The organism is Micromonospora sonneratiae, from assembly GCF_042679305.1.
Lineage (GTDB): Bacteria > Actinomycetota > Actinomycetes > Mycobacteriales > Micromonosporaceae > Micromonospora_H > Micromonospora_H sonneratiae.
This window is the reverse complement of the sequence record NZ_JBHTMP010000003.1, coordinates 103738-128302: the sequence shown is the minus strand read 5'-3', so window position 1 is coordinate 128302 and position 24565 is coordinate 103738. Positions and strand designations below refer to the sequence as shown.

The following is a 24565-nucleotide window of genomic DNA, read 5'->3' as shown; positions in this document are numbered from 1 at the left end:
TTCCGCGGCACTGTCGATTACCTCGGAGGTAACCCGGTCCGGTCCGTGCCGGGAATCGTCGCGATCAGCGGCTCGGCGGCCCGGCGGCCCGGCCCACGGCAACACGTAGGATCGTCCGGGTGAGGACGTCATGACCAGCGCAGTCGCCCATCCACCCCGACCCTTCGGCGAGTTGCTGCGTCAGTGGCGGGAACGTCGACGGGTCAGTCAACTCGAACTCTCCATCCAGGCCGAGGTTTCCACCCGGCACCTCAGCTTCGTCGAGACCGGCCGGTCGACGCCGAGCCGCAACATGGTGCTCCAACTCGCCGAGCAGCTCGACCTGCCGCTGCGGGAACGCAACCGACTGCTGCTGGCGGCCGGGTACGCCCCGGCGTACTCGGAGAACTCGCTCGACGCCCCACAGATGTCGGCGGTACGCGACGCCGTCCGTCAGGTGCTGACCGGGCACGAGCCGTACCCGGCGGTGGTGGTCGACCGCCGGTGGCACCTGCTGGACGCCAACGCCAGCCTGGCCCTGTTCACCGACACGGTCGCTCCGCACCTGCTGAAGCCGCCGGTCAACGTGCTCCGGGCCAGCCTGCATCCCGAGGGCATGGCGCCGCACATCGTCAACCTCGGCGAGTGGCGGGCCCACCTGCTCAGCCGACTGCGCCGGCAGGTGGAGATCAGCGGTGACGCCGAGTTGGTCGCGCTCGCCGCTGAACTGGCCGACTACCCCTGCGACCAGCCCGAACCCGAGGTGGACCTGCCGGGCCCCGGGGAGATCGTCGTGCCGCTGCGCTTCCAGTACGGCGACGCCGTGCTCACCTTCTTCAGCACCGTCGCCACCTTCGGCACCCCGCTGGACATCACCCTCGCCGAGCTGTCGATCGAGTCGTTCTATCCGGCCGACGCGCAGACCGCCGACGCGCTGCGCGCCCGCGCCGGGAAGCCGTAGGCCCACCGCCGGGCACCGGCCGCGTCGGGCGGTGGGTCGGGCGGTCGTATAGTACGTAACAAACGTTTGGCATGTGGACCGAAGGGGATCCAGTGTTCGCGTACCCACTCACCGACAACGCCGAGCTTCGTCCGCTCGAACCGTGGCAGGCGACCGAGTTCGCTGCGTACGTCGAGCGCAACCGCGCCCACCTCGCCCCCTGGCTGCCGTGGGCGCAGATCGTCACCGACACGGAGACGGCACGGCAGTTCCTCCAGCGCTACGCCGACCGGCAGGCGGCCGACGAAGGCCGGATCAACGCCATCTGGCTCGACGGCACCCTCGTCGGCGGCACGCTGTTCCGGGTCTTCGACACGGCCAGCGGCGTCTGCGAGGTGGGCGTCTGGCTTTCCCCCGAGGCCGAGGGGCAGGGACTCGTCACCCGCGCCGCCCGGCGGATGATCGCCTGGGCGGTCGAGGTACGGGGAATGGCCCGGGTGGAATGGCGGGTGGACGCCACCAATGCCCGTAGCATCGCCGTCGCCAAGCGGCTCGGCATGACCCGGGACGGCGTCCTACGTGAGGTGTTCCCACTCAACGGCGTCCGTATCGACCTCGAAATCTGGTCGCTGCTGGCCGACGAGTGGAGGTCCACACGGACCGCCTGACCGGCTTGCCGAGCGCCACTAGCATCGACGCTGGCCACGCGGGGGAAGCCGAATCGGCCCCTCGGCACGCCCGTTCTTCGGGTCCGGCCGGTCGTTCGAAGGAGTCACGATGTCCCAACCCCCGGTGTGGCTGCTCGATGTGGACGGTGTGATCAACGCGGCCCGGCCCGGATGGAGCGCCGCTCCCCACCGGGCCGACGTCTGGTCCCCCACCGACCACTGCCAATACCCCCTTCGCTGGGCACCGACCCTCGTCGACCGGATCCGCGCCCTGCACGTCGCGAAATCCGTCGAGGTGCGCTGGTGCACCACGTGGTGCCCGGATGCGGACCAGTTGGAACGGCTGTGGCGGTTCCCTCCACTGGACCGGGCGCTGGCGGAAAACCCGGTACCGAAGGGCTCGTACGGGTGGCCGCTGAAACTGGCCGCAGCCCGCAAGGTCCTGGCCTCCGGCCGCCGACTGGTCTGGACCGACGACGAGGCGGTCCCACCCGACGGGCCGGACCGCGACGAACTGGTTCAGGACGGCCGGGCCCTGCTCATCGCACCGTCACCCCGACGGGGGTTGCAGCCCGACGACCTGGTCGCCATCGAGGCGTTTCTGTCCGGGGCCGCCACCGAGGACAGTTAGGACAACTCGTCAGTCAGCGGACGCCGAGGTATCGCCAGCTACCTGCCGACGTGGTGTTCCGAAGATCGTCACCAGGCGGGCGACCAGGGTCACCAGGAAGATCTGCCCACCCAGGGCTTCGAGCACGGCAAGGGTTCGGGCCGGCTCCCCGGCGGCCGTGTAGTCACCGTAGCCAACCGTGGCGAGGGTGCTGAAACTGAAGTACTGGATGCTGCTGACGGTGGCCGGCTGCCCCAACGCGAACAGCGGCTGGCTCTGCAACAGCGAGACAGCGGAGAGCACCGCCGCGAAGAAGGACCCGATCAGCAGATACGCGCTGAGGGCACCGAAGATCGTCTGTAGGGTGACGACCCGGTGCCCGACCAGCACCCGTCGTAGCAGCACCACAATGGTGTAGAAAAGGATGACAGCCAGCCACAGCGCGACGACGCCGTGCACGGCCCGGACACCACTGGTCGAAGCGACTGCCGCAGCAGACACCGACCCGGTGACCAGAGCCCATCTCCACCACTTCGACGCCCGGGACCGTGGCTTCGCCGCCCGCATCACCAACAGCAGCGCAGCCAGGTAGAGACAGAGGGGAAGGACCTGGATCTGCCGGCCGGGCAGGAACGCCGAAAGAACAAAACTGGCCAGCAGCAGGACGAACATCAGAACGAAGTGATCCTGGCCGGTCGGGCTGCGAACACGTCGCCGTATCGCTCTGGGTGGATCGCACCGTGTCGGCATATCCCCACGGAGCGGCCAGAAACCCCTGATCGCCTCAGCTGAGCAGGTCCAGCAACTCCTGCTCACGGGCCGCGCTGAGCCCGGCCCGGCGTACCCGGTCCAGCCCCAGCTCACGCTCCCAGGCCAGGGTGTCGGCCAGCAGTTCCGCACGGGGCCGGTGACGCAGACCGGCCGCGACGGCCGCCGCGCCACTGCGGGCCGACCAGCCCTCCCAGCCCGGCTCGACCAGCCACATCGGCAGCGACTCCGGCCCCATGTATTCCGCCACGCCCTGCTTCAGCAGCCAGTCCGAGTCGGCCGGGACCACCGGTCCGGTGTGCCCGCCGAGTGAACGGGACAACTCGATCCACTCCGCGAAGGTGCCGACCGGCCCGACCGCGTTGTACGTCCCGACGGTTCCCGCCGCCGCCGAGTCGAGCAACCAGGCAGCGAGGTCGCGTACGTCGACGACCTGCGTCGGCAGGTCGGGCGTGGCCGGGACCAGCATCGGCGTACCCGGATCGCGGGCGGCCCGGGCCACCCAGTAGCCGGCACGGTCGCTGGCGTCTCCCGGACCGCCGATGAGCCCGGCGCGGGCCACCAGCAACCGGTCCCCGACTGCGGCCCGCGACGCCTGCTCGCAGGCGGACTTCGCCTCGCCGTACAACTCGCGGTCGACCACGTCCAGGTCGGTCGGCGGTAGCGTCTCGGCGGACTCGTCCGCACCCGGGGTGGCCTGTGAGGCGTAGACGTTGCCCGAGGAGACGTACGACCAGTGTCGGGCCCGGTCACCCAGCGCCGCCAGGGCACCCCGGACGAACCCCGGCTGCCAGGACACCTCGATCACCGCGTCCCAGTCACGGTCGACCAACTTTTCGTACGCCGTGGGTGTGCTCCGGTCGGCGGTGACCAGCACCGCCCCGTCGGCCACGTCGCCGCTCTCGCCCCGGGCCAGACAGGTCACCGAGTGGCCCCGGCCCACCGCCTGTCGGGCCACCTCCCGCCCGAGCCACGCCGTACCACCCAGTACCAGAATCTCCATCGGGCCACTCAAGCACCGATGTTCCGGGACACCCAAGCCCGTTCACGGTTGGCTTAACGGGCGGTCCGGTCAGCCGGGACCCCACCGGCCAACCAGACCGATGGCGTAAAGAGCGGTCTGGTCAGCCGGGACCCCACCGGCCAACCAGACCGATGGCGTAAAGAGCGGTCTGGTCAGCCGGGACCCCGCCGGCCAACCAGACCGATGGCTTAACGGGCGGCCCGCCCCGGCCGGTGGACATGGCAGGATTGCGGAATGCACGACGAGGACCGGCGGGAACTGTGCCACGACGCGCTGGTCGGGTTGTCGGTCGGTGACGCGCTGGGGGCACAGTACTTCGTCCCCGGTCACCACAGTGCCGACCTCGTCGAAGGCAGGGTTCCGGGCGGGCTCTGGGACTGGACCGACGACACCGAGATGGCCTGTTCTGTCGCGGCAATACTGCGCGAATTCGGCACGATCGACCAGGACCTGCTGGCCGAGGCGTTCGCGCAGCGGTGTGAGCCCTACCGTGGTTACGGTCCGGGCGCGGTGGTGCTGCTGCACCGGATCCGGGACGGCGCGCACTGGCGTACGGCCGCCGGTGAGCTGTTCGGCGGGCAGGGCTCCTGCGGCAACGGGGCGGCGATGCGGGTCGCGCCGCTCGGGGCGTACTTCGCCGACGAATTGGAGACGGCGGCCGAGCAGGCGGCACGCTCGGCGGAGGTGACCCACGCCCACCCGGAGGGCATCACCGGTGCGGTCGCGGTGGCCGTGGGTGCCGCGCTGGCCGGGGCGGCCCGCTGGGGCGACGTCCGACCGTCCGCTGTGGAATTCCTGGCTGTCGTGGGCGACCAGCTCGACAAGGGACAGGTCGGCCGGGGCATACGGCGAGCGCGTGAGCTGCTCGGCCGCGACGTCGAAGAGGCTGCGTACAAGCTGGGCAACGGCTCACAGGTGACCGCCCAGGACACCGTCCCGTTCTGTCTGTGGGTCGCCGCGACCCACCTTGACGACTATCCGGCGGCGGTGACCTCGTGCGTACGCGTCGGCGGGGACATCGACACCACCTCGGCGATCGTCGGTGGAATCGTCGCTGCGTACACCGGGATCGGTGAGCGTGCCGGGGTGCGGGGCGTACCCCGGGACTGGTTGGCGGCCCGGGAGCCGCTGCCCGACTGGCTCGGGTGACAGGTGAGGGTGTCCGGTCGGCCCGACTGGACACCCTCGGTACGTCGACCCTCCTGACCGGCGGGTCGGGTCATTCCCCGCAGTCCGGGTCATTCCCCGCAGTAGAGCAGCCGGTTTGGTGAGCCCGTTCCCGGGTTGCCGACGATTCCGGTCGTCGCGTTGACGAGCACGTGGTTCATCACCATGCCGGGCGGCCAGTCCGGATGGGCCGAGTAGACCAGCGCGACACAGCCCGCGACGTGGGCCGCCGCCATCGAGGTGCCGCTGAGGGTGTTGGTGGCCGTGTTGCTGGTGTGCCAGGTCGAGGTGATGCCCTGACCGGGCGCGAAGAGGTCCAGGCAACTGCCGTAGTTCATCGGCCCCATCCGTTCGTCGGTGGGTGTGGTGCCGGCGACGGTGATCGCCTGCGTGACCCGGGCCGGCGAGTAGTTGCAGGCGTTGCTGTTGGAGCTGCCCGCCGGCACGACGTAGATGATCCCGGAGTTGATCGAGTTGCGCACCGCGTTGTCCAGTGCGGTGTTGGCAGGGCCGCCGATGCCCATGAGCGCCACCGCCGGTTGGACCGCGTTGCTGGTGGTCCAGTCGACTCCGGCGATCACCTGCCCGTAGGTGCCCGTACCGAGGCAGTCGAGCACCCGGACCGCGATCAGTTGCACGTCCTTGGCCACCCCGTGCAACTGGCCGCCGACGGTGCCGGCGAGGTGGGTACCGTGCCCGTTGCAGTCGTCCGCCGGCAGGCTCCCGTCGGTCGCGTCGAAGCCGTAGGTGACTGAGCCGCCGAAGTCGACGTGCGCCCGCCGGATACCGGTGTCGATGACGTAGGTGCGTACGCCCTGCCCGGTGTTCGGGTAGACGTACTGCTGGTCCAACGGCAGGAAGCGCTGGTCGATCCGGTCCAGCCCCCAGGACGGTGGGTTGGGCTGCACCCCGGACAGGGCTCCGCCGGCCGTGGTCTTCCCGGGCAGGGTGACGACGTGGTTCTGTTCGACGTACGCCACCGCCGGGTCGGCGGCCAGTCGACGGGCCGCCGCCTCCGGCATCCGTACCTCGAATCCGGTGAGGGCGGCGTGGTAGACGCGGGCGACGGTCCCGCCGTAGCCGGTGCTGAGCCGGTCCGCCACGGTGGCGACCGTGGCCGAGGTCGCGGACGCGCCGGCTGCTGGCCGTACCGCCGAATCGCGCAGCACCACGATGTAGCTGTCGGGTACGGCGGTGGCCCCGCCGGCTCGCAGGATCTCGCCGCTGGTTCCGCTCGTCGCCGGGGCCGGATCGGCCTGGCCGGGGGCGAGTACGGCGGCCAGGGCGGCGACGAGACTGACGGCCAGCCGGAGACGACCATGGAATCCTGATGTGATCATGACTCGTCCCTTCCGTTCAGGCAGGCCCGGCCCCGGGCGGGATCCGCCTCGGGGCCGGGCTGTCGGGTCGACTCAGGCAGTGGGAGACATGTAGAGCAGGCGGTTCGGCGAACCGGGACCCGGGTTGATCACCACGCCGGGGGTGGCGGTGCTGACCACGTAGCTGTGCACCTGGGCCGGGGTCCAGCCCGGGTTGTTCTGGAGCACCCGGGCGGCGACACCGGCCACGTGCGGGGCGGCCATCGAGGTGCCGCTGATGGTGTTGGTCGCGGTGTTGCTGGTGTACCAGGCCGAGAGGACACTCACGCCGGGGGCGAAGAGGTCCAGGCACTGGCCGTAGTTGGAGAAGGAGGCCCGCGTGTCGGTGCTGTCCGTCGCACCCACGGTCAACGCAGTCGAGACCGAGGCCGGCGAGTAGTTGCAGGCGTTGGCGTTGCTGTTACCGGCCGCCACCACGTAGCTGACACCGTCGAGGATCGAGTTCGAGACGGCGGTGTTGAGCGAGGTGTTCAGGCTGCCACCGAGGCTCATGTTCGCCACCGCCGGCTGGCCGGCGGCGTGGTTGCCGGTCACCCAGTTGACGCCGGCGATGATGACGGAGAGCGAGCCGCTGCTGCCGCAGCCGAAGACCCGTACGGCGACGAGGCGGACGTTCTTGGCCACACCGTACGTCCGACCACCGACGGTGCCGGCGACGTGGGTGCCGTGACCGTTGCAGTCGTCCGCCGGCAGGGAGCCGTCGGTGGCGTCGTAGCCGTAGACGGCCCGGCCGCCGAAGTCGGTGTGCGCGATCCGGATACCGGTGTCGATGATGTACGCCGTCACCCCGGTACCCATGCTGTTGTAGGTGTAGGTGTTGCTCAGCGGCAGGTTCGGCTGGTCGATCCGGTCCAGGCCCCACGGCGGGTTGGTCTGCGTGGCCGCCACCGTGACGGTCTGGTTCTGCTCGACGTAGGCCACAGCCGGGTCGGCGGCCAACCGCTTGGCGGCCTTCTCCGACATCTGCGCCTCGAAGCCGTTCAACGCGTCGCCGTAGACGTGGCCGACCTTGCCGTCATAGCGATCAGCCAGTGACCTGGCCGTGCTGGCCACCGCGGCCTGCTGGGTGCCGGCCCGGCCGCCGACCGCGCTGTCCTTGAGCACCACGATGTAGCTGTCCGCGATCGCGGTGGCGCTGTCGGCGTACATGATCTCGCCGGTGGCGGGTGCCGCCGCAGCGGGACCGCCCACCATGACGGTGGCCACGGTCGTGGCGACGGCTACGCCCACGGCAGCCAGTCTGCGCCGGTACGTGTGTGGAAGTGTCAACTTCCAGCCCTCCCTCACTTTGGATCAGCTTCCATCGGGCCCCAGACCCGGGGAAGGTGATCCTGAACGGTTGGGAAGATCCTACAAGGACATTCACGGTTATGGATTTGTGAAATTTTGCGACCAGTGCGTTCGACGTTGCCGGCAACTCCGCATTCCGATGCGCCGACGAAAATGATCGCGACGGACAACACCGACCCTGAGCTGCTCATCAGCCAGTGATCTAGTTTCATTCACGTACGACTTCGACAACCGACCCGGGCAGCAGAATTGCCAATTGGCGAAACAGATGTATCACGGCTTCCACAGTGTTCATCCGACTGGCGCGCCATCCGGCGGCATTCCTGATCATCACAGCTCGGCACCGACCGACGAGCCGGCGGGCAAACCGACCAAGTGGACGATCTCTAAGATGAATCCGGATGCCTGCCCCGGACGAGATATCGACGACGCACCATCCGCCGCACTCCACCCGACCCTGCACTCCACCCGACCCCGCACGGATGCCGACCAACGGCACGACTCGAGGGAAGCCGATGTTCACACCCATGGCCAGTGACGACCCGGCCGAAATCAGCGGCTACCAACTGCGGGCCCGACTGGGTGCCGGCGGCATGGGACAGGTGTACCTCTCGTTCACCCCCGGTGGTCGGCCCGTGGCCCTCAAAATCATTCGCCAGGAGTACGCCAACGACCGCGACTTCCGGGAACGCTTCGCCCGGGAGGTCAGGGCGGCGCAACGGGTCAACGGTGTCTACACCGCACAGTTGCTCGACGCCGGCCCGGACGCCCCGACGCCCTGGCTGGCCAGCACGTACGTACCCGGTCCGACCCTGCTCGACACCGTACGTACCCACGGGCCACTGCCGGTCGCCTCGGTCCGTCCCCTGGTCACCGCCGTCGCGCTGTCGTTACAGGCGATCCACGCGGCAGACGTGGTGCACCGGGACCTGACTCCGCGCAACGTCATGCTGGCCGCCGACGGACCACGGGTCATCGACTTCGGCATCGCCCGGGCCGTCGACACCACGCACGTCACCATCAGCCACACCCCGGTCGGCACCCCCGCCTTCATGGCACCGGAACAGGCCAACGGCGAACGGGTCACCCCGGCGGCCGACGTGTTCTCCCTGGGTGCGGTCGCCTACTTCGCCGCCACCGGTCGGTCCGCCTTCGGCGACGGCAACTATCTCAGCGTGCTGCGCCGCGTGGCGGACGCCAAGGCGGACCTGACCGGCTGCCCACCGGAACTGCGCCCGCTGATCGAAGCGTGTCTGGTCAGGAATCCGGCCGACCGGCCGAGCACCGCGCAGATCGTCGCCGCGTGGGGCGGTGTCCCACGGCTCGGCCCGGGCTGGTTGCCGCCACCGGTCACCGCGATGATCCAGGCGCAGACCGCGGCGTTGTCGACCCTGCCACCCGCACCCCCTCGCGTCGATCGTCCCGGCGCAGCCAACCCAGCGAATCCCGGTCCGGGTCCGGCCAGACGACGGCGGGCCTGGCTGATCCCGCTGGCTGCGGCGCTGGTGGCGTTGGGAATGGTCGGTGGGGCGGCCCTCGCCGTGAACTGGGCCGACCGCAGGGACCCGGACCGGTCCGGACAGTCCCTCGGCGGGGCGACCACACCAGGGCCGGGTACGGACACCAGCCAGCCCCCGGTTGCCACGTCGACCGCCCCGCCAACGCCAACCACCACCCCGACTGGTACTACCCCGGCCTCGGCCCCGGCACCGCAATGGACCGGGGTCGTCCGGATCACCGATGACGGGATCGACCTCGACCTGGTGCCACCGGTCGTCAAGCCCACCAGCAGGACCGAAAACGACGTCCATCTCGGGCTGGTTGGGGAACGTGACGGGACGCTCTACAGCCATGCCGGGCCGACGCTCTTCAAATGGACCGGTGCCGGCATCCCCACCCCTGCCCAGTGCGCCGAACTGGTCTCCACTCAGGGCGCGCACCAGGCAGGCGTCGCCGTCCGGGATGTCGTCTGCCTCATCACCGACAAGAAGCGCACAGCGGTGCTGGTCATCAAGACCCACTCCAACAGCTTCACCTATGGGCTCACCGCGACGGCGACGGTGTGGCCCAACCCGGACGGCTCTTGAGGTCCAGATAGGCCCGGATCTCCCGTACCTGGGGATGATCCGGCCCCAACGCCGCCTCGGCCCCCGCCACCAGCCGGATCAGTCGCAGGGCGGCGACCTCCTCGTCACCGAGGCCGTACCGGCTGCGGACCCGGCCAAGCTCGGCGGCGAACCGTCTCGGGTCCGCGTCGAGGCCATCGGCCCGCAGGCGATGTGCCAGAGCGGTGAAGAACCGGTTCGCTTCGGCGTACCGCCCCTGGCTGAGCAACAGCTCACCGGCGGCCGGATCGTACGCGGGATCGGGCTGGTCGACGGGCAGCCGTACGCCGGTGGGGTTCTCCCGTTCCCGGACCAGGTCGTGCCGCGGATCGGCGGTCGACACCGCGAGCGCCCGCAGGGCGTCATGGACCTCCCCGGCGGTGGGCCGGGTCGCAGGTTCCTTGGCCAGCATCCCGTGGATCAGGTCGGCCAGATCCGGTGGGACATCGGGACAGTAGTCGACGATCGAATCGGGCACATCGTGGATGATCCGCCTGGCGTACGCGGCGAACGGTCCCGGCCCGGCGAACGGCGGCCCACCGGCCAGCAACGAGTAGAGCACGGCGCCGAAGGAGTAGATGTCGGTGGCCGTACCAGGGTCGTCACCGCGACACTGCTCCGGCGACATGTAGGCGGCGGTGCCCATCGGCACCCCCGGCTCGGTCAACCGGGTCAGTGACGCCTCCGGCAGGGCCGCCAGTCCGAAGTCGCAGACCTTCACCGTGCCGTCACCGTCCAGGACGAGGTTCTGCGGCTTGATGTCACGGTGCACCACCGGCGTCGGCGGCTGGTGCAGGCGGGTCAGGGCGTCGGCGACCGGTACGGTGTAGTGCAGGACCCGGGTCACCGGCAGGCAGCCGGCGTCGTACTGGATACGGCCGAGGTCCGGGCCGGTCAGTTGTTCCATCACCACGAACGCGCCGCCGTCGTGCCAACCGAGATCGAAGATCGACACGACGTTCGGATGCTTGATCATCGCCAGGACCTGCGCCTCGCGCTGGAACCGGGCGAGGTGGCCGGGATCCGAGTCGGCCGCCAGCACCTTTATCGCGACCTCGCGATTCAGCACCTCGTCGTGGGCGGCGTAGACGATCCCCTGCCCGCCACCGCCGAGACGTCGCAGAATCCGGTACCGCTCCGGCAGCCGGCTCCCGTGCCCTGTCATCGGATGCCCGGACGACGACGGACCATCGTCGACAGATCCGCCTCGGATGCCACCTCAGCCGGCTGCACCGGTACGCCCGGATCGGCATCGAAGACGAAGGTACGGCCGCTGACCAGCAACTCCACGCCGTCGTACAGCACGATCACCTCCCCTTTACGCAGGTTCCAGTCCCGCCACCGGTCGATGCGCCGGCCCCTGCCCGAGACACCCTCACGGCGTACGCGGGTGCCGTTGGCGCTGACGTCACGGACCACCAGCACCGAGCCGTTCCAGGTCAGCTGCACGTGACGACGACTGACCCACTCCCGTGCCGCCCCGGTCAACCTGGGCAGGGCGACCCCCGGCTCCCCCGGGGAGCGTCCCACCACCGTCTGGATCCCGGTACGGACCATGAACCGGGTCCGCACCACACCGTCGATACGAACCTTCACCTGGATGCGCGAGTCGGCCGGGCCGATGTCGGTCATCGGGCTGCGGTGGGTGGGGCAGCGTACGACCCCGTCACGGAACACCGGAAGAGGCTGATCGGCGGGACCGTCGGCCCCGAACAGCGGACAGTCGTCGACCGGGCAGCGCCATAGCCGCTTGAGCAGTCCACGGCGGACACCGGTGCCGTTGCGCCGGTCGTACATGCCCGCGACCAGCAGTTTGCTCTCCTCCTCCTTGCGGGAGATCTGCCACTCGGGCGGACTCGGCATGATGCGCGGCACGATGACGAGCCCGTCGCCGTCGGACTTCGCGGCCACCCAGACGAACCGGTCCCGGTTGTCCGCCAGCCACGGATACGTACGGTAGGCATCCAGGTAGTTGTCGCCACTGACCACCCGCAGCTCAGCCGTGTCGGCCAACTCGAGGATGCGGTCGTCGGCACCGGGCCGCACCTCGATCCGGCCACGGTGGAACCAGCGGTTCAGGGTGCCCCGTTCCGTGGCGGTGAGGCCACGGTGGCGCAGCAGCGAGCCGTCCGCGACGGCGTACACCTGCACCGACTCGTCACTGGTATACGCCGCCAGGGCTGCGATCAGCGCGTCGAACCGCTGCGGATCCACCTCCCGATCGGAGCAGATCCCCCGTTCCCGCATGATGTTGGACAGGTCAACGACGAAGTCGGCAGCCGAGACATCGAGGGTCAGGTGACGCTCCGGGCGCATACGCGCCAAAGTATCAGCCGGCATCGACGCCAGCCGCCTAGAACATTCCGGTTCGCCCCGCCCGGATCGGACTGTCATCGGGTACGTTGCCCGACACCGATCCACCTGGAACCATCCAGATCGATGGGACGGTCGGGCGGCCGGAAAACTCCCGGGTCGAAAGCCACCGCCGAATGGGCTCTGTCGAGCGGAAGGGAACGACGATGACGACCGTATTGCGGGGCCTACTCGAAGCGCTCGTGCTCGGAGTGGCCGCGGCGATCCTCGCTGCCGTTGCGGCGCTGATCTGGGTCCTTGCCGGCGACGGGGAGTTCACCACCCGGCTCGGCATGTCGCTGATCGCGATTGGCGCGCTGCTGGCCATAACCGGCACCCTGAGCCTCAGCCGAATGGGGACGGCGGACATGAGAGCCTGGTTCGGAGCAGCTCCCGAACTGGGCGATGCCGGCGGCGGCATGGTCCTCACCGGAGTCGGCATCTTCCTCTTCGTTTCCCTTCCGCTGATCGCCGTTGGCGTCCTACTGAACGCCTGACGTCAGGGGAAGGTTGGCGTCGGTCGCGGCCCGGACGAACTCGCGTACCCGCGCGGTCGTGTTGGTCTCCAACCAGACCGGCCCGCGTCGGATCGGTGGCGCATCGTGGATCGGCACGTACGCGACGTCCGGTCGGGGGTAGTAACGCCGGGTGTGCTCGCCGACCGGCAGGACCCCCTTGCCCATCGCAACCAGGGACAGCATCTCGGAGAACGTGTTGCCCATCGGCCCCTTCGGAACGGGCCGGCCCGACGGGGTGTGCTCGGGTGTGCGGTCACGCTTGAAATCCGCGGAGGTGACCGTCGGGTACTGCACGACGGGGTGTTCAGCGAGGGCTTCGAGAGAGACCGATTCCCTACCGGCCAACGGATGCCCGGCGGCGACGGCCAGTACCCGCTCCTCCGACAGCAGGGCCGGTCCGCAGGCCATGCCGTCGAACGGGTACGAGGCGATGAGAATGTCGATCGACCCGTCGAGCAGGCTCGCCCGGGAGTTGGACAGCTGGGCCTCGTGGACGTGCACCTCGCAGTCGGGATGACGTTCGGTGAAGAGGCTGACGGCCCTGAGTAGTACGGGCGCGGTCCACTCCCCCAGGAACGCCACCCGCAGTTCTCCGGCGATGCCGCGCCCGGCGTCGACGGCCCGGCGTACGGCCGCGTCCATCTGTGCCACCAGCGGTGTCAGGTCGTCGGCCAGTCGACGCCCGATCGAGGTGAGGTGGACGACCCGGCTGGTGCGCTCGAACAGCGGTGCACCGATCCGGCGTTCCAACTTCTTGATCACGTGGCTGACCCGCCCGGTCGTGACCCGCAGACGCTCGGCGGTACGCCCGAAATGCAACTCCCCGGCCAGCGTCAGGAAGGTCTCCACCTCGTGCCGTTCCAGCATCACGACCCCTCATCGTTGAATCTGGCTCAACGATCGTAGCCCGATCCGGTCTTGGTAGCCGCCGTCGACCGGCGGATCGTGGACAGCGGCCGGTGTGGTCCACCTGCACCGCCAGCCGGCCTGACCCACCTCGCAGCCCACAGGAGAAGCAGCATCATGAGCACAACCGGCGTCACCGACTACCTGACCGGTCTCGACACCCCGCTCCGGGAGGTCGGCCAACAGGCGCGGGCGGTCATCGATTCGGCCCTGCCCGACGCCACGGGCGCGATGTGGCACGGCCACCCGACCTGGAGCCTCGGCGACCAGCCGGGCAGGAACCCGGTCTGCCTGCTGAAGGCGTACAAGTCGTACGTCACGTTCGGGTTGTGGCGCGGCCAGGCACTCGCCGACCCGTCCGGGCAGCTCACTCCGGGGGCCCGCCAGATGGCCTCGGTGAAACTGCACACCGTCGACGACATCGACGCCGAACTGTTCACCAACTGGCTGCGCCAGGCCTACGAACTGGAACTGGGGTGACGACCATGCGGGTCAAGGCCTTCGACCACCTGGTGCTCAACGTCGAAGATGTCGAGCGGGCGCTGGAGTTCTACTGCGGGCCCCTCGGGCTGGAACCGGTACGCGTCGACGAGTGGCGAGCGGGCAAGGTCCCGTTCCCCTCGGTACGGGTCAGCCCGGAGACCATCATCGACCTGTTCAGCCGTCCTCGGGGCGAATCGAACGTCGACCACATCTGCCTGGTCGTCGAACCACTGGACTGGCAGGAGATCATCGATTCGGGCGTCTTCACCGTACTCGAAGGGCCGGTGGGCCGGTTCGGTGCACGCGGCAACGCAACCTCGATCTACGTACGGGATCCGGACGGCAACAGCGTCGAACTGCGCTGGTACCCGCAGGACGCCTGAGGCAGGTGGCGGCGGCGCGCAGACGCGGGCTGGCCGCCACGTACCCTCGCTGGTGTGCCGGGAAGGGCCCCTTCTCATCGCTTCAGGTAATGGACGGGCCCCTTTCCGACGCCGAACCGGAAAGGTGGACCGATGATCATTCCCGCCCGCTTCAACGGGCCGCCCGGCTCGGGTAACGGCGGCTACTCGGCCGGGATCTTCGCCGGCGGCGCCGAGCACACCACCAGCGGCACCGAACGCTCCGCCGGCACCACCTCCGGTGAGGTCACGCTGCGCAAGCCGCCGCCGCTGGACACGCCGCTGTCCGTGGTCGACGACCAGGTCCACGCACCCGACGGCACGGTCGTGGCCACGGTCGCGTCGGCGGCCGACATCGACACCGTCGTTCCACCGATCGGGTACGCCGAGGCGGTCGAGGCCGCCACCGGGTACGCCGGCTTCACCGAGCACCCGTTCCCCACCTGCTACGTCTGCGGGCCGGACCGCACCGACGGGTTACGCATCTTCCCCGGACGCGTCTCGGACGACACCACCGCCGCCCCGTGGACGGTTCCGGCCGACGTGTCACCGGCCGTCGTGTGGGCCGCGCTGGACTGCCCCGGCGGTTGGGCCGTCATCGGCGCGGGTCGGCCGTACGTGCTCGGACGGATCGCCGTACTGGTCGGGCGCATGCCCGTACCCGGTGACCAGTGCGTGGTGCGTGGGGCCCTGACCTCGGTCGACGGCCGCAAGGCCCTCGTGCACACCACGCTGTACGGCCCCGACGGCACCGAACTTGCCCGGGCCCGCGCCACCTGGATCGCGATCAGCGGCTGATTGGCGCCTCTTTGCGGCAGAGGGACAGCACCTTGACGCACACGACATCCGCATACTTCGATACTTCTGGTCGGGACGGACTGCCACCTACAACCTCCCGGCCGGGAGGGATACGAGGTGCGACACGTCAGGAGCCTGGCCGGGCTGACCGGAGTCCTGGTGGTGCTGGGCGCCATCTGGGCAGGACCCGCGGCAGCACGATCGGAAGTGGACGATCCGCCACCCGCCCCCACCGACCTGGTGCTGGTCGGCACCGGCGGCTCTGCGCTGCTGTCGTGGCAGCAGCCGCCGGGTGAGCGGGCCCGCAGCTTCCGGGTGTACGAGGGCACGACGGAGGTGGCCCGCAACACCACCACCTCGGTTGCGCTGACCAACCTGGGGTTCGCCCGCACCCGCACCTACACGGTCACCGCCGTCGACACGGAGGGCCGAGAGTCCGCACCGTCCACCCCGGTCAGCCGCACCCTCGGCATCTCGGGTGCGCCACCGCAGTGCCTACCGGCGGGCCTGGCCACGCTGTCCGCCAGCCAGGTGACCCCGTCGGCCGTGACCCTAAGCTGGGTCAACGTCGGCGACCCGGGCACCGTCACGGTCACCGGCGGCCCCGACGGTCCGGTCTCCACCGGATCGTCCGGGATCCGGATCGGTGGACTGGCCCCGGCCACCACGTACACGTTCTCCGTCGTACGCCGGCCCCACTGCTCGGGTAGCCCGAGCTTTCCGGCAACGACCGTGACCGTCACGACCGCACCGGGCCGGTCGGGCACACCCACGGCTCCCGTGGACGCCACCGTCGCCGGGCGCACCGACCGGACGCTCACCCTGTCCTGGACTCCGCCGGTCGCCGGCACTCCGGCGACCCGCTACGCGATCTACGAGTCCGGCCGTCGGGTGGCCACCACCAGCGGCACCTCGGCGACCCTGCGCGGGCTGTACCACGCTGCCTGGTACACGTACCAGGTCACCGCGTTGGACGCCCGGGGCAACGAGTCCCCCGCCGGCACCGTCGCTGGCTACACCGCCACGTGCCAGGCCCGGCCACCGCGACCGGCCCTGGTCACCGCCGTGGCGCTCTCCGCCTCGTCGGTCCGGCTGGACTGGACGTACGACGCCGCTGCGATGTCGTACACCGTGTACGCCGGTGACGAGGTCGTCGGGACGAGTGTCGGCAGCGGCACCGTCGTCAGCGGTCTCGCCTCCGCCACGTCGTACCGGCTGCGGGTGGCCGCGACCCTGCCCAACGGCTGCGGAGCGAGCCCGACCAGCGCGGCGGCGTGGGTCGACACAGCGGCCGGTCCGGCCAGCCGTCCGGCCCGCCCCACGGATGTCCGCCTGGCCTCGGGCGACCCGTTCACCGGTACTATGACCCTGCACTGGACCCAGCCGGCCGACGGTGACCCGGCCGTCGCCTACCGCGTCTACCGGGGCGCCGACGTCATCGCCACGAACGGAACCAACCAGGTCGCCATCGCGCTGCCCAAGGCGACGACCCAGGTGGTGACCATCGCAGCGGTCAACGCCGCCGGGCTGGAGTCCGCCCAGAGTGCCCCGCTCACCGTGCAGGTGCCGTACCTGCCGCCGCCGTGACGGCTCGCCCCGGCGCTCAGGTTCCCGCGACCGGCGTACCCCCGGAACTGCCCCGGGGTACGCCGGTCGCTTGCTGGTTACCGCCCCTCATCTCGCTCACCAGGTGCCCCGAGTAGCACCCGATCCCCAGCAAACCCGCCTGCCGCCACCCGGAAGGTTTGCAGATACCGCTGAAATACGACACTCGCCAGGCCTTCCTGTCAGAGTGACAATAAGCCTATCCTGCATCCATGCACAACGATGATTGGCTCCCACCCACCGTGCTGCTGGCGGTGGACCTCGTCATCCTCACCCTGCGCGAGTCCCGCCTCCAGGTGCTGCTTGTCGAGCGCGGCATCGAGCCGTACCAGGGCGCGTTGGCACTTCCCGGAGGCTTCCTGAACCACGCCGAGGAGGACCTGCTGACCGCCGCCCACCGGGAGTTGCTGGAGGAGGCGGGCCTGGACGCGGACGACCTGCACCTCGAACACCTCGGGGTGTACGGCACGCCCGGACGCGACCCCAGGGGACGCGTCATCTCCGTGGCCTACCTGGCCATCGCACCCCGGCTACCCGAACCGACCGCTGGCACCGACGCCTCCGACGCGTGCTGGACCCCCACCGACAACGCACTATCGCCAGAGGTTCCGCTGGCCTTCGACCATCGCCAGATCGTCGCCGACGGCGTCGAGCGGGCCCGCTCCAAGTTGGAGCACTCGTCCCTGGCGACCGCCTTCTGCGGCCCGACATTCACCATCTCGGAGCTGCAAGAGGTCTACGAGGCGGTGTGGGGCGTCCCCCTCGACCCCCGGAACTTCTACCGCAAGGTGCAGAGCGTGGACGGCTTCATCGTGCCCGCCGGCCCGACGAGAAGAACGGAGACCGGACGTCCCGCGCGGCTGTTCCGCCCGGGCCCCCGCAGAGCGCTGCACCCCCCGATGACCCGATCGACAGGTCCGACTGACAAGGAGACGGCAGAACCATGAACAGCAGTCCCGTCGTGATTCTCACGGCCCTGAACCTTGAGTACGAGGCGGTTCGGAAACAACTGACTGACCTGCGGATCCACCGCCACGCCAAGGGCACCCGATTCGAAGTCGGCCGACTCGGCAGGAGCGGATGCCGGGTGGCACTGGGTCTGGTGGGTAAGGGCAACCATCCGGCTGCGGTGCTGGCCGAGCGCGCGATGGCCGAATTCTCCCCCGCCGCCGTGCTCTTCGTCGGTGTCGCCGGGGGTCTATGGCCGAGCATCCAACTCGGGGACGTGGTGGTGGCCTCCCAGGTCTACGCCTACCACGGCGGCACGAGCGAGAATAACGGACTCAAGGCCCGGCCAAAGGCATGGGAGATCTCGCACGGCGCCGCGCAGATCGCTCATCACCTCATCCGAAGCGGTGAATGGAAGCACGGACTGCCTCCCGATGCCGCTCCCCGGGTTCACTTCGGACCGATCGCCGCCGGCGAGATCGTGCAGGACTCGGCGATCTCCGAGCAGGCCCGGTGGGTACGGCAGCACTACAACGACGCGCTGGCGATCGAGATGGAGGCGGCCGGTGTGGCGCAGGCTGCCCATCTCAACCAGGCTCTGCCGGTGGTCGTGGTGCGGGGCATCAGCGACCGGGCCGATGGCAGCAAGACCACCACCGATGGAAGGAACTGGCAGCCCCGGGCTGCCGCCCACGCGGCCGCGTTCGCGGCGGCACTGGCACAGGAACTGGCACAGGAACTGGTCGCGGACGGCGCGGTCGATCATCCAGCAACGGCGGACACGAGCGGACGGACGCAGATGGGCGTGACGAACAGCAACTCCGCCAGCGGTAACGCGCGGGTGGGAGTCCAGGCCGGACAGGTCTACGGCAACATCACCGTCGGCGCCGAACCGGAGCGGCCGATCGACCTCGCGGCCGGGATCGCGGACATCCGGAGCCTGCTCAAGCAGGCCCATCGGGACGGCCAGTTGGACGAGGCCACCTATGCGGCGGCCGAGACGGAGCTGGACGTGGCGAGTGAGTGCCTCAGGGAGGACACGACGCAGAGCAGAAACACCCTGGTCGTGACGCTCAAACGACTACGTGGTCTGGTTTTCGACGTTGCGGAGTTGGCCACGCGGCTGGCCGCGATCATCGCCGTGGCCAAGGGGCTGTCATGACAGCCCCGAGCATGTTCAACATGGCGCAGGGTGACGCCCGGGTCGGCGTCCAGGCACAGACGATCCATGGCGACGTCTATCACTACGAGCTGCCACCGGACGCGTCGCCCGAACAGACGTTCCGGATCGGCGTCAACCATCTCGATGCCCGACTGCCGGAACGGGCCCGGGAGCTCATCGAGAACGCGGTGGCGCGGGGGTACGAGACCGACGAGGTGCGCTTCCACCGGCTGCTGGCACTGTTGAGCGGCCGGACCCTGCGACAGCTGAGCAACGAGGACTTCAACCAGCTTTCGTCGATCTGCGGGGGGATCTCCCGGCTGGACGGCAATGGTGAGTGGACGGCTGGCCTGAAAGCCGTACTCCGGCTGCTCAACTCCCTGAAGACCACGGAAACCGACGTACTCCTCAAGGAACTCGACGAACTCAGGCCGCTGCAACGCGGCAAGATCCTCGACCACCTCGGGGTGCTGCTTGAAGGTCCGTTGGAGGACCAACTCTGGCATCGCTCGGTCGAGCGGGCCAGGGCCGGACAGATGGCTGACGACAGAGCCGATCGAATCTGGATGTTCTTCCAGCCCGCCCCGGCACACCCCCGGGTCCGGCCCGTCCAGCCGGCATGGATTCCCGTGGGCGACTGGCTACAGGCGATCATCGGTACTTCGGCCTTCCTGGTTGCCATCGCCAACATCGGGATCGTGTTGCTGCAACGCGGTGCACTGTCCCCAGTGCTGGCCTACCTCGTCGCCGCCGCCGGAACTGCGGCCTTCATGGTCGGTGGGATCGACTGGCACTTCCGGTGGCAGCAACGACGGTCGAAGGATGCGGAGTTCGTCCCACCCCTCCAACGGGCAGACGCACCGGACGGTGGCTTCGCCAACGGGGTGGACCGGCTCTTCGACCGCTACTTCGCGAAGTACGTCCCCCGGGGCACGGACCGTGCCTACTGGCTGACCCAGACCGCGGGTATCCGACGACATCTACGGAATGAAGTTGTCGAGATCTATCGCGAGCAGCGGATCAAGCCCGACGCGATCGCCTGGCTGGTCCGTCATCTGGTGGGCGACGTACGGCAGCGGTGGGAGACGGACACGCTGACGGCGTACCGGGGCCAGTTCCGCACACCGTTGCAGACCATGGCCCTGATGGCAGCCGGGCTAGTCGCGGTCATCCTTGGGGGTCTGTGGGTAGCGGCTGCCGCCATGGCCACCGCTCCCCTGGGCGCTACGGTGGGAGTTCTGGTCGCCATCGGGGCCGCTGTGATCAGCGCGCGGGCCTGGTTCCGGGTCACCACCGAACAGCGGCGTGTGCAGGCCGACAAGGTGGAGCGGGAGCAGCAGTGGGCGGCCCGCTGGGCGGCATTCAACCGCTGGCAGGAGAAGCTGTCCCACAAGCCATCCGACGCGCAGATGGCCTTCTGGCTGGAGTGCGATCGCAGGATCCTGGTCGACGAGGCCATGCGGCAGTACCAGCTCAAGCCCAGTCAGGTGATCGCGCACGCATTCATCGAAGCGCCCGGTAGGGCGTACAAACGGGCTCGGGTTCGTAAGGGGCCATGGCGCTACTCGAGTTACCGACTGCTGCTCTTCCTGCTGACCGACGACGGCGTACGTCAGGTCAACATCGACCTCGACTTCCAGGATTGTTCGTTCCACTTCACCCAACGGCTGAACTACCGCTTCGAGGCGGTCGCCGCCGTACGCATCGACGGGGTGGCCTCCCAGCAGCAGATCTTCGAGCTGACGCTGGTCAACGGTGCGCCAATCAACGTCCGGGTGACCGAATCGGGCACCGAGGAGATCCAGCCGGGCGAGGATCCCTGGTCCCTGTCCCGGGTCGCACTGGATGCCTCCGGCCTCCTCCACACCCTCAATGTCATGGAGGGGATCGCGGCCGAGGGAAAGGAGTGGATCAGGCACCAGCGCCGCCGGGCCGACGAACGGCTCGGAGAATTGACGGCGACTGTGAACGGCCTGATCAACTGACGCCCCGGCGCTCAGGTTCCCGCGAACGGGGTGGTGGGGCGGCGTCCCCCCCCCACCACTGCCGCCGTGACGCCGTGTTCGTGGGATCAGGAGTCGGCTCGCCGGTGCCGTTCGGCACGTTCGCGCATCGGCTGCGGGATGAGTTCGAGCAGTTGGTCCGGACGCAGCGGAAGGTCGAGGAGGCTGAGCTTGACCCTGGCCCGTTGGGCGTGGACGTCCGCGTCCAGCCGGATCAGGGAGACCGCATCGTTGTGCAACCTGATCGACAGCGCCTGCTGCGGATCGAGCCGACCCGCTTGAACACCGTCGACTGACATGAGCAGCGGCTGATCGGGTGCGGGGTTCGCCAGCGAGATCGCGTCGTCACGGCCGAGCACGACCGACCGGCTGATCCCCGACATCGGCGCCACCGGGGTGAGCACCACCGACGGGGAGGATGGCGAGACGACGGGCCCGCCGGCCGCGTAGTTGTAGGCCGTGGACCCGATCGGCGTGCAGCAGACGAGTGCGTCGCCCCGGTAGTAGCCGTGCCGCGCCCCGTTGACCAGCAGGTCGACGGTCATGCCGGCGAGTGGCTCCGGTGCGGTGAGCACCACGTCGTTGAAGGCCATCCACCCGGCCGCGACCCCCTCGACGCCCACGTCGAGGCAGCTGTGCGGCTCCAGCGTGAAGGTGCCGTCGACCACCCGGACCAGGGCGGCCTCCAGTTCCGCTGGAGCGATCTCCACCAGGAATCCGAGCCGGCCGTGGTTGACCCCCAGAACCGGTACGCCCCGGTCCACGACCAGCCGCATCGCGCCGAGCATCGTGCCGTTGCCGCCCAGGCTCACCACGGCGTCGGCCCGGTCGACGAACTCCTCCGCGTCGACCAGGGTGACGTCGCTGCCGACCCGGTCGGCATCCGCCACCCGGGCAATGACGGCAGCGTGGTGGGCCGCCCCGAACGCCGTGATCACCCGGATCGAGTCCAGCACGCTCCTGGTCGGGTGCACCACGAGGCCGATCGTGTACGGACGCTCGCCGGCACCACGCTCCGTCCCCGTCGCCATGACCGCGATTATCGTCCAGTACGCCCGCTTTACCGGGTACTTGCCGTTGCCAGTCAGTCGCAACGGGCAACCGGCAGGCAACAGATGGAGCCGGCATAACCGGGGGGTTGTCGGTGTCTGGGATGAGACAGCCCGAGCAGACCTGGGTGATAGTCCGTGCAACCCAACTATTGCTGAGGATGCATCGGGATGACATTGAGGTACAACCGTCCAGGCCAGGTGTGCGTGGAGCATCGGCTGGACGTTCCACTCGATCATGACGATCCGGACGGACCACGGATCGAACTGTTCGCCCGTGAGGTCGTCGCCCAGCATAACGCCGACGCCACGGACCTGCCGTGGTTGTTGTTCCTACAGGGTGGGCCGGGGAATGCGGCCGACCGGCCGTCGTCGTCGAGCGCGTGGCTGCACCAGGCACTACGCGACTACCGGGTACTGCTGCTCGATCAACGGGGCACCGGCCTCAGCACTCCGCTGACCCGGCAGTCGCTGGCCGGGCTCACGGACTCGGAGGCGGCGGTCTACCTGCGTCACTTCCGGGCGGACGCGATCGTGCGGGACGCGGAACTGGTACGCCGACAGTTGCTCGGCGACCGACCGTGGAGCCTGCTCGGGCAGAGCTATGGCGGCTTCTGTGCGATGACCTACCTCTCGTTGGCCCCAGAGGGCCTGGCCGAGGTGATGATCGCCGGTGGCCTGCCGAGCCTGACCGCCCACCCGGACCAGGTGTACCGGGCCGCGTATCCCCGGGCACTGGCCCACAGCGAACGGTTCTACGCGCGGTACCCGGGTGACCGGAAGGTGGCGCGGCAGGTGGTGGACCATCTCGCCGACAACGACATCCGACTGCCCGGTGGCGAGCGGCTCTCCGCCGAGCGGTTCCAGATGACGGGCATCACGCTCGGCGCGACGGGTGGTCTCGACAACCTCCACCACCTGCTCGAACTGGCCTTCATCGCCACCCCGCACGGGCCGGTCCTCTCCGATACGTTCCTGCGCGGCGTCGACCGGATGGTGTCGATGGCCGACCGGCCGCTGTACGCACTGCTGCACGAGTCGATCTACTGCCAGGGTGCCGCCTCGGCCTGGTCGGCCAGCCGGGTGTCGGCCGAGTTCGACGAGTTCGACCTGTGGCACCGCGCCGAGGTCAACTTCACGGCGGAGATGTTCCATCCATGGCTCTTCGATCAGGATCCGGCGCTCAGGCCACTGCGCGGGTGCGCCGACCTGCTGGCCGCGCACGACAGCTGGCCGCGGCTCTACGACCCGGACCGGTTGGCCGGCAATGCGGTTCCCGTCGCGGCCGCCATCTACTTCGACGACCTCTACGTCGACTTCGAGCACTCGATGGTGACCGCCGGCCAGGTCCGTGGGTTGCGCCCCTGGGTCACCAACGAGCACGGCCATGACGGGCTCGGTGCCCGTCCTGTGGTGTTCGACCGGCTACGCGCGATGGTCCGGGGTGAGGTGTGATGCTACGGAGCACTTTGTTGGCCGCCGCCAGCCGACCCCGGCTGCGGAGATGGCTGGAGGCGGCCCCAGGTGGCCGAGCGGTGGTGGCACGGTTCGTGGCCGGACACGATGCCGCAGCCGTGGTCCGAGTCGCTGAGGAACTGGCCGCCGACCGGTTGCGGGTGACCATCGACCATCTGGGCGAGGACATCACCGACCCGTCCCACGCGGCTCGGACCGTTGAGGAGTACGTCAAGCTCATCGACTCGTTCCGTGAAGCGAGCGTCGCCGGGCGCCCAGATGTGTCGATCAAGCTGTCCGCCCTCGGTCAGGCACTGCCAGCCGACGGCGACGCGGTCGCCTACGGCAACGCGGTGCAGGTGTGCACGGCGGCCGAGCGGGCCGGGGCCACGGTGACCCTCGACATGGAGGACCACACCACCACCGACTCGACCCTGGCCATCCTCGGCAGGCTGCGGGTCGACTTTCCCAGCGTCGGGGTGGCGGTGCAGGCCCGCCTACGTCGTACCGAGGAGGACTGTGTCCGGCTCGCCGAGACCGGGTCCCGGGTCCGGCTCTGCAAGGGTGCGTACGCCGAGCCGCCGGAGGTGGCGTTCCAGCAGCGTACCGAGGTCGACCAGTCCTTCCGCCGGTGCATGGAGATCCTGTTCGGCGGCCCGGGATATCCGATGATCGCCAGCCACGATCCGGCGATGATCGGATATGCGCAGGCACTCGCGGAACGGCACGGCCGCGCCGCGGGTGACCATGAGTTCCAGATGTTGTACGGCGTGCGCCCGGCCGAGCAACGCCGCCTCGCCGCCGGCGGCCACACGGTACGGGTCTATCTGCCGTACGGTGTCGACTCGACGGCGTACTTCCTGCGCCGGCTGGCCGAGCGTCCCGCGAACGTCGTGTTCTTCCTGCGCTCACTCACCGGGCGGCGGTGACGGTCATCGACCGTAAGGGAGAGGGC

General features: G+C 69.3%; 23 protein-coding genes. 15 read left to right on the top strand and 8 right to left on the bottom strand.

Annotation, left to right across the window (positions count from 1 at the left end; translation table 11 throughout):
• Positions 1-130: 130 nt before the first annotated feature.
• The 3 genes from ACFQ4H_RS03610 to ACFQ4H_RS03600 all read left to right on the top strand — a co-directional run bounded on the left by ACFQ4H_RS03610 (position 131) and on the right by ACFQ4H_RS03600 (position 2218).
• A complete protein-coding gene (locus tag ACFQ4H_RS03610; protein ID WP_377566887.1) occupies positions 131-940 on the top strand; it encodes a helix-turn-helix domain-containing protein in 810 nt (269 codons plus the stop codon).
• Positions 941-1032: 92 nt separating this feature from the next.
• Positions 1033-1587 carry a GNAT family N-acetyltransferase gene (locus ACFQ4H_RS03605; protein ID WP_377566885.1) on the top strand — a complete coding sequence of 185 codons (555 nt, stop codon included), beginning with the start codon at positions 1033-1035 and terminating at the stop codon, positions 1585-1587.
• Between the two features lie 109 nt (positions 1588-1696).
• Complete coding sequence (locus ACFQ4H_RS03600; protein ID WP_377566883.1) at positions 1697-2218, top strand: hypothetical protein; 522 nt, start codon at positions 1697-1699, stop codon at positions 2216-2218.
• 9 nt (positions 2219-2227) lie between these two features.
• Here the strand turns inward: ACFQ4H_RS03600 and ACFQ4H_RS03595 are convergent, their stop codons facing one another.
• Both ACFQ4H_RS03595 and ACFQ4H_RS03590 read right to left on the bottom strand, forming a co-directional pair.
• A complete protein-coding gene (locus ACFQ4H_RS03595) occupies positions 2228-2869 on the bottom strand; it encodes an ion channel (RefSeq protein ID WP_377566881.1) in 642 nt (213 codons plus the stop codon).
• A 112-nt stretch (positions 2870-2981) separates the two neighbouring features.
• Positions 2982-3968 carry an NAD-dependent epimerase/dehydratase family protein gene (locus tag ACFQ4H_RS03590; RefSeq protein ID WP_377566879.1) on the bottom strand — a complete coding sequence of 329 codons (987 nt, stop codon included), beginning with the start codon at positions 3966-3968 and terminating at the stop codon, positions 2982-2984.
• 255 nt (positions 3969-4223) lie between these two features.
• Between ACFQ4H_RS03590 and ACFQ4H_RS03585 the strand changes: the two genes are divergently transcribed.
• Positions 4224-5138, top strand: a complete 915-nt coding sequence (locus ACFQ4H_RS03585; protein ID WP_377566877.1) for an ADP-ribosylglycohydrolase family protein — start codon at positions 4224-4226, stop codon at positions 5136-5138.
• Between the two features lie 89 nt (positions 5139-5227).
• On the opposite strand, the gene ACFQ4H_RS03580 is transcribed toward ACFQ4H_RS03585, so the two are convergent.
• Together ACFQ4H_RS03580 and ACFQ4H_RS03575 are read right to left on the bottom strand one after the other, a co-directional pair.
• Positions 5228-6496, bottom strand: a complete 1269-nt coding sequence (locus tag ACFQ4H_RS03580; protein WP_377566875.1) for a S8 family peptidase — start codon at positions 6494-6496, stop codon at positions 5228-5230.
• A 72-nt stretch (positions 6497-6568) separates the two neighbouring features.
• Positions 6569-7804 (bottom strand): S8 family peptidase, encoded by a 1236-nt coding sequence (locus ACFQ4H_RS03575; RefSeq protein WP_377566873.1) that lies wholly within the window; start codon positions 7802-7804, stop codon positions 6569-6571.
• Between the two features lie 536 nt (positions 7805-8340).
• Between ACFQ4H_RS03575 and ACFQ4H_RS03570 the strand changes: the two genes are divergently transcribed.
• The gene (locus tag ACFQ4H_RS03570) at positions 8341-9912 is read left to right on the top strand and encodes a serine/threonine-protein kinase (RefSeq protein WP_377566871.1); all 1572 of its coding nucleotides are present in this window, start codon (positions 8341-8343) and stop codon (positions 9910-9912) included.
• On the opposite strand, the gene ACFQ4H_RS03565 is transcribed toward ACFQ4H_RS03570, so the two are convergent.
• Both ACFQ4H_RS03565 and ACFQ4H_RS03560 read right to left on the bottom strand, forming a co-directional pair.
• A complete protein-coding gene (locus ACFQ4H_RS03565; RefSeq protein ID WP_377566869.1) occupies positions 9869-11095 on the bottom strand; it encodes a serine/threonine-protein kinase in 1227 nt (408 codons plus the stop codon). The genes ACFQ4H_RS03570 and ACFQ4H_RS03565 overlap by 44 nt on opposite strands.
• Positions 11092-12246, bottom strand: a complete 1155-nt coding sequence (locus tag ACFQ4H_RS03560; protein WP_377566867.1) for an FHA domain-containing protein — start codon at positions 12244-12246, stop codon at positions 11092-11094. The genes ACFQ4H_RS03565 and ACFQ4H_RS03560 overlap by 4 nt, the downstream gene beginning before the upstream one ends.
• 203 nt (positions 12247-12449) lie before the next feature.
• Between ACFQ4H_RS03560 and ACFQ4H_RS03555 the strand changes: the two genes are divergently transcribed.
• The gene (locus ACFQ4H_RS03555) at positions 12450-12779 is read left to right on the top strand and encodes a hypothetical protein (RefSeq protein WP_377566865.1); all 330 of its coding nucleotides are present in this window, start codon (positions 12450-12452) and stop codon (positions 12777-12779) included.
• On the opposite strand, the gene ACFQ4H_RS03550 is transcribed toward ACFQ4H_RS03555, so the two are convergent.
• Positions 12765-13667: a LysR family transcriptional regulator gene (locus tag ACFQ4H_RS03550; protein ID WP_377567045.1), complete on the bottom strand. Its 903-nt coding sequence runs from the start codon at positions 13665-13667 to the stop codon at positions 12765-12767. The genes ACFQ4H_RS03555 and ACFQ4H_RS03550 overlap by 15 nt on opposite strands.
• A 156-nt stretch (positions 13668-13823) precedes the next feature.
• On the opposite strand from ACFQ4H_RS03550, the gene ACFQ4H_RS03545 reads away from it, so the two are divergent.
• The 7 genes from ACFQ4H_RS03545 to ACFQ4H_RS03515 all read left to right on the top strand — a co-directional run bounded on the left by ACFQ4H_RS03545 (position 13824) and on the right by ACFQ4H_RS03515 (position 21088).
• Positions 13824-14186: a DUF1801 domain-containing protein gene (locus ACFQ4H_RS03545; protein WP_377566863.1), complete on the top strand. Its 363-nt coding sequence runs from the start codon at positions 13824-13826 to the stop codon at positions 14184-14186.
• A 5-nt stretch (positions 14187-14191) separates the two neighbouring features.
• Positions 14192-14572 (top strand): VOC family protein, encoded by a 381-nt coding sequence (locus ACFQ4H_RS03540; RefSeq protein ID WP_377566861.1) that lies wholly within the window; start codon positions 14192-14194, stop codon positions 14570-14572.
• A gap of 132 nt (positions 14573-14704) precedes the next feature.
• Positions 14705-15388: a hypothetical protein gene (locus ACFQ4H_RS03535; protein ID WP_377566859.1), complete on the top strand. Its 684-nt coding sequence runs from the start codon at positions 14705-14707 to the stop codon at positions 15386-15388.
• Positions 15389-15505: 117 nt separating this feature from the next.
• A complete protein-coding gene (locus ACFQ4H_RS03530; RefSeq protein ID WP_377566857.1) occupies positions 15506-16975 on the top strand; it encodes a fibronectin type III domain-containing protein in 1470 nt (489 codons plus the stop codon).
• A 230-nt stretch (positions 16976-17205) separates the two neighbouring features.
• A complete protein-coding gene (locus tag ACFQ4H_RS03525) occupies positions 17206-17940 on the top strand; it encodes an NUDIX hydrolase (protein ID WP_377566855.1) in 735 nt (244 codons plus the stop codon).
• Positions 17937-19103 carry a 5'-methylthioadenosine/S-adenosylhomocysteine nucleosidase family protein gene (locus ACFQ4H_RS03520; RefSeq protein WP_377566853.1) on the top strand — a complete coding sequence of 389 codons (1167 nt, stop codon included), beginning with the start codon at positions 17937-17939 and terminating at the stop codon, positions 19101-19103. The genes ACFQ4H_RS03525 and ACFQ4H_RS03520 overlap by 4 nt, the downstream gene beginning before the upstream one ends.
• Positions 19100-21088: a hypothetical protein gene (locus ACFQ4H_RS03515; RefSeq protein ID WP_377566851.1), complete on the top strand. Its 1989-nt coding sequence runs from the start codon at positions 19100-19102 to the stop codon at positions 21086-21088. The genes ACFQ4H_RS03520 and ACFQ4H_RS03515 overlap by 4 nt, the downstream gene beginning before the upstream one ends.
• An 86-nt stretch (positions 21089-21174) precedes the next feature.
• Here ACFQ4H_RS03515 and ACFQ4H_RS03510 read toward each other — a convergent pair whose 3' ends face one another.
• The gene (locus tag ACFQ4H_RS03510; protein WP_377566848.1) at positions 21175-22137 is read right to left on the bottom strand and encodes an NAD(+)/NADH kinase; all 963 of its coding nucleotides are present in this window, start codon (positions 22135-22137) and stop codon (positions 21175-21177) included.
• A gap of 189 nt (positions 22138-22326) precedes the next feature.
• On the opposite strand from ACFQ4H_RS03510, the gene ACFQ4H_RS03505 reads away from it, so the two are divergent.
• Together ACFQ4H_RS03505 and ACFQ4H_RS03500 are read left to right on the top strand one after the other, a co-directional pair.
• Positions 22327-23610: an alpha/beta fold hydrolase gene (locus ACFQ4H_RS03505; RefSeq protein WP_377566846.1), complete on the top strand. Its 1284-nt coding sequence runs from the start codon at positions 22327-22329 to the stop codon at positions 23608-23610.
• On the top strand, positions 23610-24539 hold the full coding sequence (locus ACFQ4H_RS03500; protein ID WP_377566844.1) for a proline dehydrogenase family protein: 930 nt from the start codon (positions 23610-23612) through the stop codon (positions 24537-24539). The genes ACFQ4H_RS03505 and ACFQ4H_RS03500 overlap by 1 nt, the downstream gene beginning before the upstream one ends.
• The last annotated feature ends 26 nt before the right edge of the window (positions 24540-24565 follow it).